The sequence below is a fragment of the Synechococcus sp. HK05 genome, assembly GCF_019104765.1.
Classification (GTDB): domain Bacteria; phylum Cyanobacteriota; class Cyanobacteriia; order PCC-6307; family Cyanobiaceae; genus Vulcanococcus.
Genome location: NZ_JAHRXJ010000004.1, coordinates 408092 through 422599, shown reverse-complemented (window position 1 = coordinate 422599; position 14508 = coordinate 408092). Strand labels below are relative to the sequence as shown.

At 60.4% G+C, this 14508-nt stretch carries 13 protein-coding genes and 1 pseudogene; 8 read left to right on the top strand and 6 right to left on the bottom strand.

Going from position 1 to position 14508, the window contains the following annotated elements:
- Positions 1-241 precede the first annotated feature (241 nt).
- Together arsJ and KUL97_RS05540 are read right to left on the bottom strand one after the other, a co-directional pair.
- A complete protein-coding gene (gene arsJ / locus KUL97_RS05545) occupies positions 242-1501 on the bottom strand; it encodes an organoarsenical effux MFS transporter ArsJ (protein WP_217795943.1) in 1260 nt (419 codons plus the stop codon).
- A complete protein-coding gene (locus tag KUL97_RS05540) occupies positions 1501-2526 on the bottom strand; it encodes an ArsJ-associated glyceraldehyde-3-phosphate dehydrogenase (RefSeq protein ID WP_217795942.1) in 1026 nt (341 codons plus the stop codon). Before KUL97_RS05540 ends, arsJ begins: the two co-directional genes overlap by 1 nt.
- A 146-nt stretch (positions 2527-2672) precedes the next feature.
- On the opposite strand from KUL97_RS05540, the gene KUL97_RS05535 reads away from it, so the two are divergent.
- The gene (locus tag KUL97_RS05535; RefSeq protein WP_217795941.1) at positions 2673-3005 is read left to right on the top strand and encodes a metalloregulator ArsR/SmtB family transcription factor; all 333 of its coding nucleotides are present in this window, start codon (positions 2673-2675) and stop codon (positions 3003-3005) included.
- Here the strand turns inward: KUL97_RS05535 and speD are convergent.
- Positions 3002-3418 (bottom strand): adenosylmethionine decarboxylase, encoded by a 417-nt coding sequence (speD, locus tag KUL97_RS05530; protein ID WP_217795940.1) that lies wholly within the window; start codon positions 3416-3418, stop codon positions 3002-3004. The two genes, KUL97_RS05535 and speD, sit on opposite strands and share 4 nt — an antisense overlap.
- Before the next feature lie 227 nt (positions 3419-3645).
- Here speD and pstS point away from each other — a divergent pair, with 227 nt between their 5' ends.
- On the top strand, positions 3646-4623 hold the full coding sequence (gene pstS / locus KUL97_RS05525; protein WP_217795939.1) for a phosphate ABC transporter substrate-binding protein PstS: 978 nt from the start codon (positions 3646-3648) through the stop codon (positions 4621-4623).
- Positions 4624-4703: 80 nt separating this feature from the next.
- Positions 4704-5447 carry a winged helix-turn-helix domain-containing protein gene (locus KUL97_RS05520; protein ID WP_217795938.1) on the top strand — a complete coding sequence of 248 codons (744 nt, stop codon included), beginning with the start codon at positions 4704-4706 and terminating at the stop codon, positions 5445-5447.
- Positions 5448-5780: 333 nt separating this feature from the next.
- Here KUL97_RS05520 and KUL97_RS05515 read toward each other — a convergent pair whose 3' ends face one another.
- Positions 5781-6800 carry a PstS family phosphate ABC transporter substrate-binding protein gene (locus tag KUL97_RS05515; RefSeq protein ID WP_254896198.1) on the bottom strand — a complete coding sequence of 340 codons (1020 nt, stop codon included), beginning with the start codon at positions 6798-6800 and terminating at the stop codon, positions 5781-5783.
- A 193-nt stretch (positions 6801-6993) separates the two neighbouring features.
- Between KUL97_RS05515 and pstC the strand changes: the two genes are divergently transcribed.
- From pstC to KUL97_RS13725, 5 genes and pseudogenes are all read left to right on the top strand, one after another.
- Complete coding sequence (gene pstC, locus KUL97_RS05510) at positions 6994-7950, top strand: phosphate ABC transporter permease subunit PstC (RefSeq protein ID WP_217795937.1); 957 nt, start codon at positions 6994-6996, stop codon at positions 7948-7950.
- Between the two features lie 5 nt (positions 7951-7955).
- Positions 7956-8870, top strand: a complete 915-nt coding sequence (gene pstA, locus KUL97_RS05505; RefSeq protein WP_217795936.1) for a phosphate ABC transporter permease PstA — start codon at positions 7956-7958, stop codon at positions 8868-8870.
- A 39-nt stretch (positions 8871-8909) separates the two neighbouring features.
- Complete coding sequence (gene pstB / locus KUL97_RS05500; RefSeq protein WP_217795935.1) at positions 8910-9734, top strand: phosphate ABC transporter ATP-binding protein PstB; 825 nt, start codon at positions 8910-8912, stop codon at positions 9732-9734.
- 57 nt (positions 9735-9791) lie between these two features.
- Complete coding sequence (locus tag KUL97_RS05495) at positions 9792-10049, top strand: hypothetical protein (protein WP_254896197.1); 258 nt, start codon at positions 9792-9794, stop codon at positions 10047-10049.
- A 270-nt stretch (positions 10050-10319) separates the two neighbouring features.
- Positions 10320-10874: pseudogene (locus KUL97_RS13725) on the top strand (ArnT family glycosyltransferase); the annotation flags it as partial.
- A 943-nt stretch (positions 10875-11817) separates the two neighbouring features.
- Here the strand turns inward: KUL97_RS13725 and ppk1 are convergent.
- Both ppk1 and KUL97_RS05485 read right to left on the bottom strand, forming a co-directional pair.
- Positions 11818-14070, bottom strand: coding sequence for a polyphosphate kinase 1 (ppk1, locus tag KUL97_RS05490; protein ID WP_217795934.1), 2253 nt, complete (start codon positions 14068-14070; stop codon positions 11818-11820).
- Between the two features lie 50 nt (positions 14071-14120).
- Positions 14121-14432, bottom strand: coding sequence for a hypothetical protein (locus KUL97_RS05485; protein WP_217795933.1), 312 nt, complete (start codon positions 14430-14432; stop codon positions 14121-14123).
- Positions 14433-14508 lie beyond the last annotated feature (76 nt).

The window sequence follows — 14508 nt, the reverse complement described above, 5'->3', positions numbered from 1 at the left end:
CATCGCTGATGCGAAGTCCGTAACCTCCGGTGCTGGACAAGTAGAACTTGATAGCGTCGTCTATCACCTCGTTCAGGCGCCGGTTCTCACGCAACGACAGTAACTTAAGGGCTAGGTGATCTTTTTCGTCTAGGGCGATGGTGAGGCGGGGCATCGCGTAAGCAAAGGAGGAACACAAATCCTTTGCAAGACGATGTTACTCAATGTGCAGTGCATTATTTCACTGTAGTGTCGCTGCACTTCAGTGCGGCTGCACGGGTGGCAGCCTGGTGCTCGTGCCGAAGGCGAGGGCCACGAGCACGCACGACATCCACAGGCAGGCCTGCATCCCACCCAGGAGGAACAGGGCTCCAGACAGCAGCGTGCCCAGAAGCCGCCCGGCGGCATTGGCCATGTAATAGAAGCCCACATTCAGGCTTACCGATTCGGCATCGGTGTAAGCCAGCACCATGTAGCTGTGGATCGAGGAATTCATGGCGAACACCACGCCAAAGGCCGCCAGCCCCGCCACGATCGCCACGCCCGGGTGTGCCACCTCGCGCCAGAGCGCGATCGCAATCAGCGCCGGGATGGCCGTGAGCACGCCACTCCAGAACTCCACCGCTGAAACTCCCGGTGGTTTGCTCTGGCCCCAGCTGCGCCGTAGGGCAGGAGCTGAGGCCTGCACGATCCCATAGCCGATCACCCACAGGCCCATGAAGCCGCCCACCTCCCAGAAGCGCCAACCCAGGGCGGCCTGCAGGAACACGGGCAAGGCCACCACAAACCACACATCCCTGGCGCCGAAAAGGAAAAAGCGGGCCAGGGAGAGCACGTTGATGCCTTCGGATTTGGAGAACAGCGCCGTGAACGTGGGCTTCTGTTTCATGCGGCCGATCTCGGCCGGAAGCACCAGGGTGAGCAGAAAGGCTGTGAACAGGCCGGCTGCCATCGCTCCCACGGCCGCGTTGAAGCCGATCGTGGTGAGCAACAAGCCGCCGAGGAAGAAGCCCACGCCCTTGAGTGCGTTCTTCGAGCCGGTGAGGATCGCCACCCACTTGAACAGCTGCGCCTCGCCGCGGCTTTGGTCGTCTGTGGTTTCGGGCACCACGGTTTTGATGGCGCTCTTGGCACTCATCTTGTTGAGGTCTTTGGCGATGCCGCTGATCGCCTGGGCCACCATCACGTAGGCCACGCTCCACCATTTCGGCCAGGTGTCGGCCACCGGGATCAGCATCAGCAGCGCGGCCACCTGCATCAAGGTGCCGCTCCAGAGGGTGAGCCTCAGGCCGAAGCGCGCCCCAAGCCAACCGCCGTAGAGGTTGGTGATGATGCCGAAGAATTCGTAGAAGAGAAACAGAAAGGCGATCTCAAGGGTGGTGTAACCCAGCGCGTGGAAATGAAACACCACCAGCATGCGCAGGGCGCCGTCGGTGAGGGTGAAGGCCCAGTAGTTGGCCGTCACGATCCCGTATTGCTGCAGCGCTGAGAGGGAGCGCTGGCCCGTGGAGAGGAGGCCCATCAGCGTGCCTCGAGCTCGGCGATGTGGCAGGCCAGATCCGCCATGCGGGAGCTGTACCCCCACTCGTTGTCGTACCAGGCGTAGACCTTCAGCTGGGTGCCGTTCACCACCATCGTGGAGAGGGCGTCGATCACAGCACTGCGGTTGTCGTTTACATAATCAACAGACACCAGCGGCCGGGTTTCGTAGCCGAGGATGCCCTGTAAGGCTCCGTTGGCGGCCGTTTCAAAAGCGCCATTCACCTCTTCCACGCTCACTGGGCGCTCCAGTTCGAACACCGCATCAGTGAGGGAGGCGTTGAGCAGCGGTACACGCACCGCATGGCCGTTGAGCTTGCCTTGCAGGTCGGGAAAGATCATCCCAATCGCTTTGGCTGACCCGGTTGTGGTGGGGATCAGGCTCTGCATGCAGGAGCGCGCCCGGCGGAGATCGCTTTTGAACGCATCCACCACCACTTGGGTGTTGGTGACATCGTGAAGGGTGGTGATCGAGCCGTGCTTGATGCCGAAGCTCTCGTGCACCACCTTCACCACCGGCGCGAGGCAGTTCGTGGTGCAGGAGGCCGCCGTCACCAACCGGTGCTGCTCAGGGTTGTAGAGGTGATGGTTGATGCCGTAAACGATGTTGAGCGCTTCGGCTCCGGCGATCATTCCTTTCACCGGGCAGGCCACCAACACCCGCTTCATCCCCACTGCATCGAAGTAGGGCTGCAAGGTTTCGGGTGTTTTGAACTTGCCGCTGCACTCGAGCACCAGCTCAACGCCCGCTTCCGTCCAGGGCACGGCTGTCGGGTTGCTCTCGCGGGTGTAACTCACCGGCTGAGTACCTACAACAAAACCGCGGCTGTTGGCTTGCAGGGCTTGGTGCCAGCGGCCATGCACCGAGTCGAAGGCCAGAAGGTGCGCAGCAGTCGCGGCATCGCCGGCGCTGTCGTTCACGTGCACCAGCTCGATACCGGGCCGTCCCCAGAGGGCTCGGAACACCAGCCGGCCGATGCGGCCAAAGCCGTTGATGCCAATGCGCATGGGACCTGTGCGGCAAGGGGAAGAGCGACGAACGGACCATAGATCAACCAAAGTTGATCTATCAAGCCTGCTTGATCTGGGCTGTCCAGGGCCGCCTTGTCTTGGGTTTGCTCCCTTAACCTCGCCTTGGTCAACGCCGTTGTGCCGTGCCGCTCCCCGCCTTGGTCGCCGTCGAACCGCTGGAGCAGGAGCAGGCGCGTCAACTGCTCAAGGCCCTGGCCGATCCCTTGCGGTTAGACGTTGTGCAGGCGTTGGCCGGCGGTGAACGCTGCGTGTGTGATTTGGTGGCCGACCTCAACCTGGCCCAATCGCGTTTGTCGTTTCACCTCAAGGTGATGCGGGAAGCCGGTTTGATCGAAGCGCGCGAGGAAGGGCGCTGGGTGTATTACCGCCTGCGCTCTGGCGCGCTTGAGCAGTTGCAGGGCTGGCTGGCAGCGTTGGCCACCGATTGCCAGGCCCCGGCGCGTTGCTGTGGTTAGCCGCCTGGTAAGGCCGTGTCTCTCAAGAAGCTGCTGAGCTTGTAATGGTCAGCAGCCAGAGCCTCCACCAGGGTTAGACAGGCGCGATCCGGCATGGTGTGGTCTCCGCACGTAAACACATCCACCGCTGCGTATCCCGATTCAGGCCAGGTGTGGATGGATAGGTGGGATTCGGCCAAGAGCACAAGCCCGGTCACGCCCTGGGGCTGAAAGTGGTGGCTGATCAGGTGCAACACCGTGGCACCGGCTTCGCGAGCGGCGCTGGCAATGGTGGTGCGGATGAAGGCCTCGTCGTTGAGCTTGCCTGGATCGCAGTCGTAGAGCTCGAGGATGCAGTGCTTGCCAACGGGCTGGGAGGAGCTGGTGTTGGCCCATCCAGGATTGGGATGGAGGCTGGAGAGAGAATTGTTCATCCATTCGGTTTGAACCACGTTCAACCTAAACCGTCTGGATGCAGCAGACTCGGGCCAAGGTTTTGCTTGCAGGAATCGAAATCGAGCGGATGATTCGGCGCCTCTGGTGTTCACCCATACGCGCCGCTGTGGTTCACAACCAAACATTCACGCGCTCTTAACCAATCGCTAACCTCCTGCCCGCCGCGGCTGTTTAGACGTTGGAAGCTCCTGAACGGTTGCTCTCCATGTCCTTCGCGAAGAAGGCTCTCTGCTTCGGCGTGCTCTCCAGCCTTGGTATCGCTGCAGCAGCCTCTGCACAATCCGTACTCAACGGTGCCGGTGCATCCTTCCCGGCCCCCTTCTATCAGCGCGCTTTCGCTGGTGCCGCTTCCAAGGGCATCAAGGTGAACTACCAGTCGGTGGGCTCCGGCGCCGGCGTGCGTCAGTACGTGGCTGGCACTGTGGATTTTGGCGCCTCCGACGAGCCGATCAAGGCCTCGGAAGCCGCCAAGGTGAGCCGTGGTGTGGTTCAGTTCCCCGCCGTGGGCGGCACCATTGCCATCGCTTACAACAAGCCCGACTGCAAGGGCCTCAAGCTCAGCCAAAAGCAGGCTGTTGACATTTTCCTGGGCAAGATCAAGACCTGGGATCAGCTCAAGTGCGGTAAGGGCCCCATCACCGTGGCGCACCGCTCGGATGGCTCCGGCACCACCTTTGCCTTCACCAACTCCCTGAGCGCCTTCTCCTCCGAGTGGAAGAGCAAGGTGGGCGAGGGCAAGAGCGTGAAGTGGCCTGTGGGTGTGGGCGGTAAGGGTAATGAGGGTGTTGCTGGTGTTCTCAACAACACCACTGGCTCGATCGGCTACGTGAACCAGGCCTATGTGAAGGGCAAGCTGAAAGCTGCGGCCCTGCAGAACAAGGCTGGCAAGTATGTGATGCCCACCCTTGCTGGTGGTGCTGCTGCCCTGAACAACATCAAGCTCGACGCCAACCTGGCTGGCGAAGATCCCAATCCCGCCGGCGCCAGCAGCTATCCCATCTCCACCCTCACCTGGATCCTGGCTTACCAGAAGGGGAACGGCGCCAAGGCTGGCAAGATCCGTGAGGCGATGCTTTACCTGCTGGGCCCCGCTCAGGCTCAGGCTGACGGCCTCGGCTATGTGCCCCTCAAGGGCGACATCCTCAAGAAGGCCAAAGCCGCTGTGGCCAAGATCGGCGCTTGATCTGAGACAAACCTGGATCGCTTGGGGGGCTGATGGAGCCCCCCTTTTTTTGCCTCAGACCTTTCATCACCGCTGATTCAATGGCTGCCACCCCCCAGCCGGCCTGGATCCGGCTTGTGGCTGATGATCCAATCTGGAGAGAACAATGTCACCTGGCGCTGATTCAGGAGGGATTTCGGGTTGATCAGCAACCCGCTCCCCAGCAGTTGAAAGACCTGCTCAGCGCTCCGCTGGTGGGTGAACGACCGGTGCTTTGGGTGGTGAATCTGCCCAGTGAGCGCCACGATCTGGTTGCCACCTTGGCGCTGTTGCAACGCTGGCGCCGCCGTGATTTGCTCACGCCACTGCTGCTCTTGGCTGATGCGGCAACGGAGGAGGAGCGTGTGGAGTTGTTGGATACCGGCGCTGATGACGTGCTGGTGCGGCCTTTCGGTCTACGGGAGTTGGTGGCGCGGTGCCGGGCCATGCTGCGACGGGTGCGGCGCATGGAGCAGAGCGTCCGTTTATCCCAGGCGGGCACGGTGCTGGAGGCCGGCTCTCTGCAGTTGTTCCGCGAGCAATGCAGGGTGTGCGTGGATGGTGAAGAGGTGAACCTCACACCGCGGGAATTTCGCCTGCTCGAGTGCTTCATGCTCCAGCCGGGGCGTGCCCTGAGCCGGGATCAATTGATTGAGCAGGTGTGGGGTGCCGACTACTGCGGCAACAACAAAAGCGTGGACGTACACGTGCTCTGGTTGCGGCGCAAGCTTGAGCAGCCAGGCCAGCCGTCGTTGTTCATTACTGTTCGCGGTATTGGTTATCGCTTTGCCGCTCCCCCTCGCTAGGCAGTGAGGCGAGGTAGCGCTGCCGCTGCCGGGAGATCAGCGCTTCATTGCAGGGATGGCTGTCAGCTGTTGTGGAGTCGGCCGGGTTGGATGTTGTGGCTGGATCGGTTCGGGGAGGGGTGCTCATGGTGTTCATGGCGCAGGGGAGGTGGCTTGATCACGGAATTCACCCAGCAGCAACCCGCCACAAAACTGATGCTGCCTTGGCCTGTCTTAACCAACATGTTCAACCCTTCGAATCAAGCCAACCTAACGCTTGACATGGCGCTTCAAGTAGCAATGCGCACCATTTGCGGCTGATCGGCGGCTGGGTGTCGCCTGCAACACCTTGCATTAGCGATATTGCGGCCGCTTGTGCAGATCAAAGCTGCGCTCGAGGACCTGCCCCACGGTGAACCCGATGGGGAGGTTGCCGGCAAAGGCGCTGCCCAGCACATTGCGGTACAGCTTGTTGGTGACCAGCCGATAGGTGGAATCCTGCAGCGGAATCACGCCAGCCTGTTGGGCAATCTTCACGCCGCGCTGCAGGGTGCCGCTCACCATCGCTCGGATCGCGGGGTTGCTCTTTAGAGCCTGATCATTCACGTAGAAAAACAGGGGCCGCGAGAGCGGCAGATAGAGGGAACTCTGCACCGACTCCACACTGGGCAGCACCGTGCCCTTCATGCCCCGCACGGCCAAGGCCCGCAGTTTGCTGCGATTGGCTTGGTAGTAGTCGTAGCCGAAGTAGCCCAGGGCCCCTGGTTGGCTGGCCACACAGTTCACCAGCACATTGTCGTCTTCGCTGGCGGTGTAGTCCTGCCTGGAATTGGTCGTGCTGCCATTGATCGCCTTGTTGAAGGTGTCGTAGGTGCCGGAATCCTTGCCTGGGCCACAGAGCTTGATTGCTGTGTTGGGCCATGCCGGGTTCACTTGGTTCCAGCGCTGGATCGTTCCTTGGGCTTTGCGATTCCAGAGCGTGCGCAGTTGGGCTGTGCTGATCTCTTTGGCAAAGCTGTTTTTGGGATTCACCACCACCGTGATGGCATCGAAGGCCACCGGTAGCTCGATGAAGCGCACACCAGCGGCAGCGCAGCGCTTGAGTTCCTCGCTGTTGATCGGCCTGGAGGCGGCGGCGAGACTGAGCTTGCCGCTGCAAAATTCGCGAAAGCCCGCACTGGTTCCCACCGATCTCGCCCTAAACGTCACGTCTTTGGGCAGGAGGCTTTTCGTCTTGGCGATGGCAGCCACGCTGAAGGGATACACCGTGCTTGATCCCGAAATCCAGATGGTTTTGCTGCTTGTGGAGGCCTGTTGGGCCAATCCGGCGCCGCTCACCGCTGCCAGGCCAACGGCAAACAGGGGGGCAACCAAGCGCGCAGCAACCACGGGTGGAAAGGAACGCATGGCGCCACTCTGACCAGCCAATGGAGCCACCTCGTTAAGCCCTGGTTAATGAATGATTCAAGGAACGGGTGCGATAAGCATCTCGATTCGCTCTCTTAACCGGCTCTTAAAACCACGAGTGCTGATGCGTGGGAGCTTGGGTGCATGAGGCCTGTTGCCGATGCCGCTTGCCGAACCAAATGATCTCTTCTCTCTGAGGCGCCGCCCCCCCTCTGAGAAGCTGGTCGACCAGGGCTTCCGCCAGCTCTCGGTTGGCCTCGCTTCGATTGTGGGCTTGGTGCTGTTGGGCATTTTGCTCACGGTGTTAACGGGGGCTCATCAGGCCATTGGCGCGTTCGGCCTGCGCTTTATCACCACATCCGATTGGGACCCGATCGGCAATCAATACGGTGCCTTCACCGCGATCTACGGCACGATCGTGACCTCGATCCTGGCCCTCGTGATCGCGGTGCCCCTCGGGGTTGGCACCGCCATCTTCATCACTGAAAATCTGATTCCGCTGTGGATCCGTCAGGCCCTTGGCCTGATGGTGGAGCTGCTGGCTGCCATCCCCTCGGTGGTGCTAGGCCTCTGGGCCATTTTTGTGATGGAGCCTTTCCTTCGTCCCCTGCTTGAGGCGCTTCATGTGTACCTCGGCTGGCTCCCGTTCTTCTCCACCACGGCCCAGGGACCCGGCGTGGCGCCCGCCATTCTGATTTTGGTGGTGATGATCCTTCCCATCATCACGGCCATTTCCCGTGATTCCCTGCAGCAGGTTCCCCCTGAGCTGCGTCAGGCCGCCTACGGCGTTGGCACCACTCGCTGGGGCGCGATCCTGCGGGTGATTCTCCCCGCCGCCGTTTCGGGCATCACCGGAGGGGTGATGCTGGCACTGGGCCGGGCCATGGGCGAAACGATGGCCGTCACCATGATCATCGGCAATTCCAACAACTTCAGCTGGAGTCTGTTGGCTCCCGGCAACACCATTTCCTCGATGCTCGCCAACCAATTTGGTGAGGCCGATGGTTTTCAGGTGTCGGCGCTGATGTATGCCGCGTTGGTGTTGATGGTGCTCACGCTGGTGGTCAATATCCTGGCGCAGTGGATCGTGCGTCGTCTGAGCCTCAAGTACAGCTGATTGCCATGACGTCTACAGCTTCACCGTTGGCTCCTCTGCAGCCAGAGTTCCGCCGCTCTTCACTGCGCTTCAATGGCTCCCTTGCGCGTAACCGCTGGAACCTGCTGTTCACAGTGGTGGCATCTGTGTTCGCGCTGATCGCCGTGCTGCCTTTGCTGCTGGTGCTCGGCTATGTGCTCGTGAAGGGTGGATCGCTCCTGAGCCTTTCGCTGCTCACTGAGTTGCCACCTCCGCCGGGCCTTGAGGGCGGCGGGATTGGCAATGCCATCGTTGGCACCATTGTGGTGACCTTGATCGCCAGCTTGATCGCCATTCCCGTGGGCGTGGGTGGCGGCATCTATCTGGCTGAATACTCCCGCTCCGGTTGGTTTGCCCAATTCGTGCGCTTTGGCACCAATGTTCTCTCGGGAGTGCCGTCGATTATCTGCGGCGTGTTTGTGTACGGCTTGATCGTGAGCACGCGCCTGTTTTTCGGCCAGAGCTACAGCGCGATGGCAGGTGGTGTTGCTCTCTCGGTGTTGATGCTGCCCACGGTGATCAAAACCACCGACGAAGCTCTGAAACTCGTGCCTCAGGAACTGCGTTGGGGCGCCGTTGGGATCGGTGCCTCCCGATTTGTCACGATCACGCGGATCACGCTTCCGGCGGCCTTCACGCCGATTGCAACCGGTGTCGTGCTGGGCATTGCTCGAGCTGCCGGTGAAACCGCACCACTGATCTTTACAGCCCTCTTCTCCCCCTTCTGGCAGGAGGGCCTCTTCAACCCGATCGCCACCATGTCGGTGTTGATCTTCAACTTCGCGATCATGCCCTATGAGGCCCAGATCGCCTTGGCCTGGGCAGCCTCGTTTGTGTTGGTGGTGATGATCCTGGCCGCCAACCTGTTCGCCCGCTGGTTGGGTCGTTTCGCCCGCGCCTGAGTTCTCGTTTCCTTTTTCGCACCTCACTAAGCCTGTGCCATGACCACCTCCATGCCTTCTCCATCTCATCTGCAGCAATCCGGCTCCGAGTTCTGCATGGAACTTGAGAATGTCGGCATCAGCTACAGCGGCAATGAAGCCGTGAAAGGTGTGTACATGCAGATTCCGCGCGGAAAGGTCACTGCTTTTATTGGCCCTTCCGGTTGCGGCAAGAGCACGGTGCTGCGCGCCCTTAACCGCATGAACGACCTGATCGAAGGGTGCGCCATCAAAGGGCGTGTGATTTTCGATGGCCAGGATCTGTATGCACCGAATGTGGATCCTGTGGAGGTGCGCCGCCGCATCGGGATGGTGTTCCAAAAGCCCAATCCCTTCCCCAAGAGCATTTACGAAAATATTGCCTTCGGTGCCCGTATCAATGGCTATCGCGGTGATATGGATGAGTTGGTTGAACGTTCTCTGCGGAAAGCCGCCATTTGGGACGAAACCAAAGACAAGCTCAAGGAAAGCGGTTATGCCCTCTCCGGCGGCCAGCAACAGCGCCTCTGCATTGCTCGCGCCATTGCAATCGAGCCGGAAGTGATCTTAATGGATGAGCCTTGTTCAGCCCTCGACCCCATCTCCACCCTCAAGATCGAGGAAATGATGCATGAGCTCAAGAAGAGCTACACGATTGTGATCGTGACCCACAACATGCAACAGGCCGTGCGCGTCAGCGACATGACCGGCTTCTTCAATGTCACCCCCAAGGCAGACGGCGACGGAAAAGTGGGTTGCCTGGAGGAATTTGCAGAGACTGAAACGATCTTCAATGCACCGAGTCAGCAGGCAACGCAGGATTATGTCTCGGGTCGATTCGGCTGATCATGGTGAACGTCAACTCCCAGCCACTCGCTTCCTGGATCATGGGTTGTTCCTTCTATGACTGAGTCTCCAAAGCCGCTGTCTGATGGAGAGGGCATTCATTCTCCCCTCGAAGGATTCAGTCATTACCGTGGTGACGACTGGACCCCCGAGCGTGTGGCCTTTCATCAGAACCTCGAGCAGTTCGCAGATCGTGTGGGCTTGATCGTTGGTCTTCAGGGCAATGGCAAGATCAGTCAAGAAGCTGCTTACGACGAAATCAAAAAGCTTTGGAACAGCTTGCGAGGCAGCCGCTCCTCTCTCTTTCAGCCGTGACGGATCAAGTTCGCTTTCTGTTTGCCTTGGCGACTGCCACATGTATTCATGTCGCCGCACTCAGTCATGGATTCGGATTATCCAGCGTTGTCACCGGTGACATTCACCCCTATTTACGCCCCCTGATTGTTGCCAAGCCGTAAATCGTTTCCGTTGTGGGGTGTGGCCCTGGTAGCTGCATTGCTCGCCCTGTTGTTGTTTGTCTGGGATCTCGGAGGTATCGGGCTGGTGGACGAAACTCCACCGCTCTTTGCAGCATCAGCGCGTGGGATGGCCGAGAGCGGTGATTGGTTGATCCCTCAGGTGAACGGATTGCCCCGCTACGACAAGCCGCCCCTCGTGTATTGGCTGATGGCGGCCCTGTACTGCCTTCCCGGTCACAGCCGTTGGGATGCGTTGGGCTCGTGGTCGGCGAGCTTGCCTTCGGCCTTGGCATCGGGTGCCACCTTGCTGCTGGTGATGGTGCTCATGGCGTGGTGGGAGCGCCGTGTGCTCACGCGACCACAAGGGTTGTGGTTGGTGGCAGGGCTGTTCTATGGGCTTAGCCCGTTGGTGATGCTCTGGAGCCGTATCGGTGTGAGCGACAGCTTGCTCACCGCCTTGGTGGCGTTCGCCCTGTTGAGTTCCTGGTGGTCGTGTCACAGCGCCCGGATCCCATGGTGGCTGTGTTGGCTGGCCCTTGGCCTCGCCACCCTCACCAAGGGGCCTGTGGCTCTGGTGTTGTTTGCCCTGGCCTGGGCTGGATGCGCGCTGCTGGATCGAAACCTTCCGGATGTTTGCCGGCGTCTCCAGCCGCAGCGCGGTCTGCTGATCACCCTCGTGGTGGCAGCCCCCTGGTATGCCGGCGCGCTGTGGCGAGAGGGCCCGGCCTTTGCCCAGAGCTTTTTTGGGTATCACAACCTTCAGCGTTTCACCGAGGTGGTGAACCGTCACGCGGCTCCTTGGTGGTTTTACGGGGCGATGCTGATCGTTGCCAGTCTTCCCTGGAGCCCGTTGGTTCTGTTGGGGCTCTGGCGCGGCCTGCGGCGAGGGCCGGGTTTGCCGCGTTTTGCCGCGTGTTGGTTGCTGGCGGTGTTGCTGCTGTTCAGCGTGTCGGCAACCAAACTTCCCAGCTACTGGTTGCCCGCCACGCCAGCGGCTGCCCTGTTGGCGGCTTCTGTGTTGCGGGAGCGTGATTGGGTTGTGCGCTGGTGCGTGCGGCTAGGCGCTTTCGCTTCCCTGAGCCTTGGCTTGGCCTTGGCATTCGCCCCGCAATGGCTCGCTCAAGTTGGCGATCCAGATCTGGTGGGTCTGGCGCCTGCTGTGCTCGCCTCCGGTGTGCTCACCCCGGCGCTGGTGTTGCTTGTGGCGGGTGGTTTGCTTGCACTCTGGTTCAGCATCCCCAGCCCTGCTGAGCGGTTCACCTGGCCGGTATTGGCGGTTCAGGTGAGCTGGCTCTTGCTTGTTCCTGCCGTGTTTTTGCCGCTGCTTCGGCTGGGGGATGGCTTGCGTAGCCAACCGATCCGCTCGCTCGCCCTTCGTGCCCGTGCTCTGCAGGGCGCTGAGCAGCTACAAGGGCAGCCGATCGCACTCTTGGGTGTGATCCGCCCGAGCTTTCACTTCTATTCCCGCGCACCGATTGCCTACGAAGGAACGAGTGCCCAGGAGCTGGTGAATCTTGAGGATCGTCTACGCCATGAACCGCGCTTACAGGCGCCTCAGCGCAGCAGTCACATCCTGGTGGCGGCGCCGCTGCACCTCGCGCAGCACCGCCACTGGGGGCCTTTGCTTAGCCCGCTGCTGGCGCAAGAGGGTCGCTTTGGGCTGTGGTGGTTGGATCGCCGCAGGTTGGAACGGAAGGCCCAGGTGTTGGTGCAGCGTCAGCGGTTGGCTCCCACCTGGCAAGCGCCTCAGCCCGAGCGCTTTTGAGCGACCAGAGCTCCATCAGTTCCTGCTGGGCCAGGGGGCCCGGCGCCTCGGGGTTGCGCACCACATAGCTGCCATCGGCTTGCATCAGCCAGCCGTGGGCATCGTCGAGGTAGAGCTGCAGCAACCACTCCAACTGCAGGCTGATCTGGGGATCAAGAACAGGCACCACCGCCTCCACGCGTCGATCCAGGTTGCGGGGCATCCAGTCGGCACTGCCGAGGAACAGTTCAGCGTCGCCGTGATTGGCGAACCAGAACAGGCGGGAATGCTCCAGTAGTCGTCCGATCACGCTCACCACACGGATGTTTTCACTCACGCCTGCGATCCCCGGCCGCAGGCTGCACATGCCGCGCACCACCAAATCAATGCTCACTCCCGCTTGGGAGGCTTCGTAGAGCAAGGCGATGATGCCTGGATCCACCAAGGCATTCATCTTGGCTTTGATGGCGGCGGGCCGGCCAGCGCGCGCATGCTCGATCTCGCGCTGAATCAGCTCCTGCATGCGTCGCCGCAGGGTGACTGGTGCCACCAGTAGGCGGCGGAACTCCTGCTGTTTGGAGAAACCGGTGAGGTAGTTGAACAGATCCACCAGATCGCTCACCAGCTCGTTGTTGCAGCTGAGGATCCCAAGATCGGTGTAGAGGCTGGATGTTTTGGAGTTGTAGTTTCCGGTTCCGATGTGACAATAGCCCTGCAGATTATCCTGTTCACGGCGCACCACGAGCGTGATCTTGGTGTGGGTTTTGAGGCCCAGCACGCCGTACACCACATGCACGCCTGAGCGTTCCAACTGCCGTGCCCACTGGATATTGTTGTCTTCATCAAAGCGGGCTTTGAGTTCCACCAGGGTCATCACTTGCTTGCCGTTTTCGGCGGCTCGGATCAAAGCAGCGATGATTGGCGAGTTTTTCGATACCCGATAGAGCGTCATTTTGATCGCCAGCACGTGGGGATCGTCGGCGGCCTGGTTGATGAACTCCTCCACAGAGGTGGAGAACAGATCAAACGGGTGATGCAGCAGCACATCACCGCGGCGAATCACGCGGAAGATGCTCTCAAAATCCTGATTCTGCAGTGAGCCATCCTCCAGCTGGCTGCTCTGGGTGGTGCGGAGCTGTTTGGGGGTTCGGCCTCGAAACGGCGCATCCTTGAGCTGGGGGGCGTTGATCGCCAGCAAACCCATCAGATCGTCCAATCCCAGCGGGCCATTGATGCGATACACGTCGAAATCGTCGACTTCCATGCCGCGCATCAGCTGCTCCACGAGCTCTGGCGGCATTTCGTCGGCCACCTCCAAGCGCACCACTTCGCCGCCCATGCGCCGTTTGCGCAGGCCCTGCTCGAGGGCCTCCATCAGATCGTCGGCTTCGAGCTCACGCAGCTCGAGATCAGCATCTCGGGTAACCCGGAAGAAGTGATGGCCCTCGATCAACATCCCCGGGAACAGGCGTTGCAGGTTGAAGGCCACTAACTGCTCGAGGGGCAAGCCCATGAACAGCGGCTGCGGTGTTCGGCCCCCGTGGAGTTCAGGCGGAATGCTCACAAAGCGCGGCAGGTTTTTCTGCGGAACCTTGATGCGTGCGAATTGTTGTTGTTGGGTGTTTGGGTCGCGGATGGTGACCGCGATGTTCAAGCTGAGATTGCTGATAAATGGAAAGGGATGGGCTGGGTCAACCGCCAGGGGCGTCAGCACCGGGAATACACTGGTGTGAAAGTAGCTGTTTGCCCAATCTTTCTGCTTGCGCGATAAATCCTCGTAATCCAGTAGCAAAATGCCGTGGTTGGACAGGTTGCTTTTCAGATCACGGCGGTAGTGATCTTGCTGTTGTTGCAACAGGGGTTCCAGCTGCTCACGGATGGCATCCAGTTGCTGCCTTGGCGTCCTTCCATCCTCGCTAAGGCTCTGCACGCCTGCGTGCACCTGCGACTGCAGTGACGCCACCCGAACCATGAAGAATTCATCGAGATTATTGCTGAAGATGGCACTGAACTTGGCCTGCTCCAAGAGGGGCGTTTGTGGATTCAGGGCCTGCGCAAGCACGCGTTTGTTGAATTCGATCCAGCTCAGCTCACGATTGAGATACAGCTCGTGCGGCGGCTGAGCGGTGGCCATGGTTTGCCAGAGGGATGAGCCTTTTTTAGGAGTTCAAGGTTGCGGTCAGGTTATGGCTTGGTTGGCTGGAGCAGGCGCCGTAGCCGTAGGGCCACATCCCAGCAGCGGGTGGATTCCGGGTGATCGCTCTCCTGGCTCGCCACGCTGATGTGGCAGAGGTTGGTGCGTGAATCCTTCCAGTGCATCGTCACCACAACGGCTTCGGCCTGGCAATGGCGAGGCAGCCCTGCTTCCCTCAGCAGCAGGTAGCCATCGCGGCAATGCCGGCGCTGCAGTTCAAGGTCCAGGCTGTTGGCGATCAAGGGGCGCAGGCGCAGGATGCTCGCCTGGTGCACCTTGGCTGTCCATGCGAGTTCGGGCATACCGATCGAGAGCCGGCCCCATTGATTGTTTCGTTGTTCTGGCTGATGGGCAGGTGTTGCGTTGCACCTTGGGGTG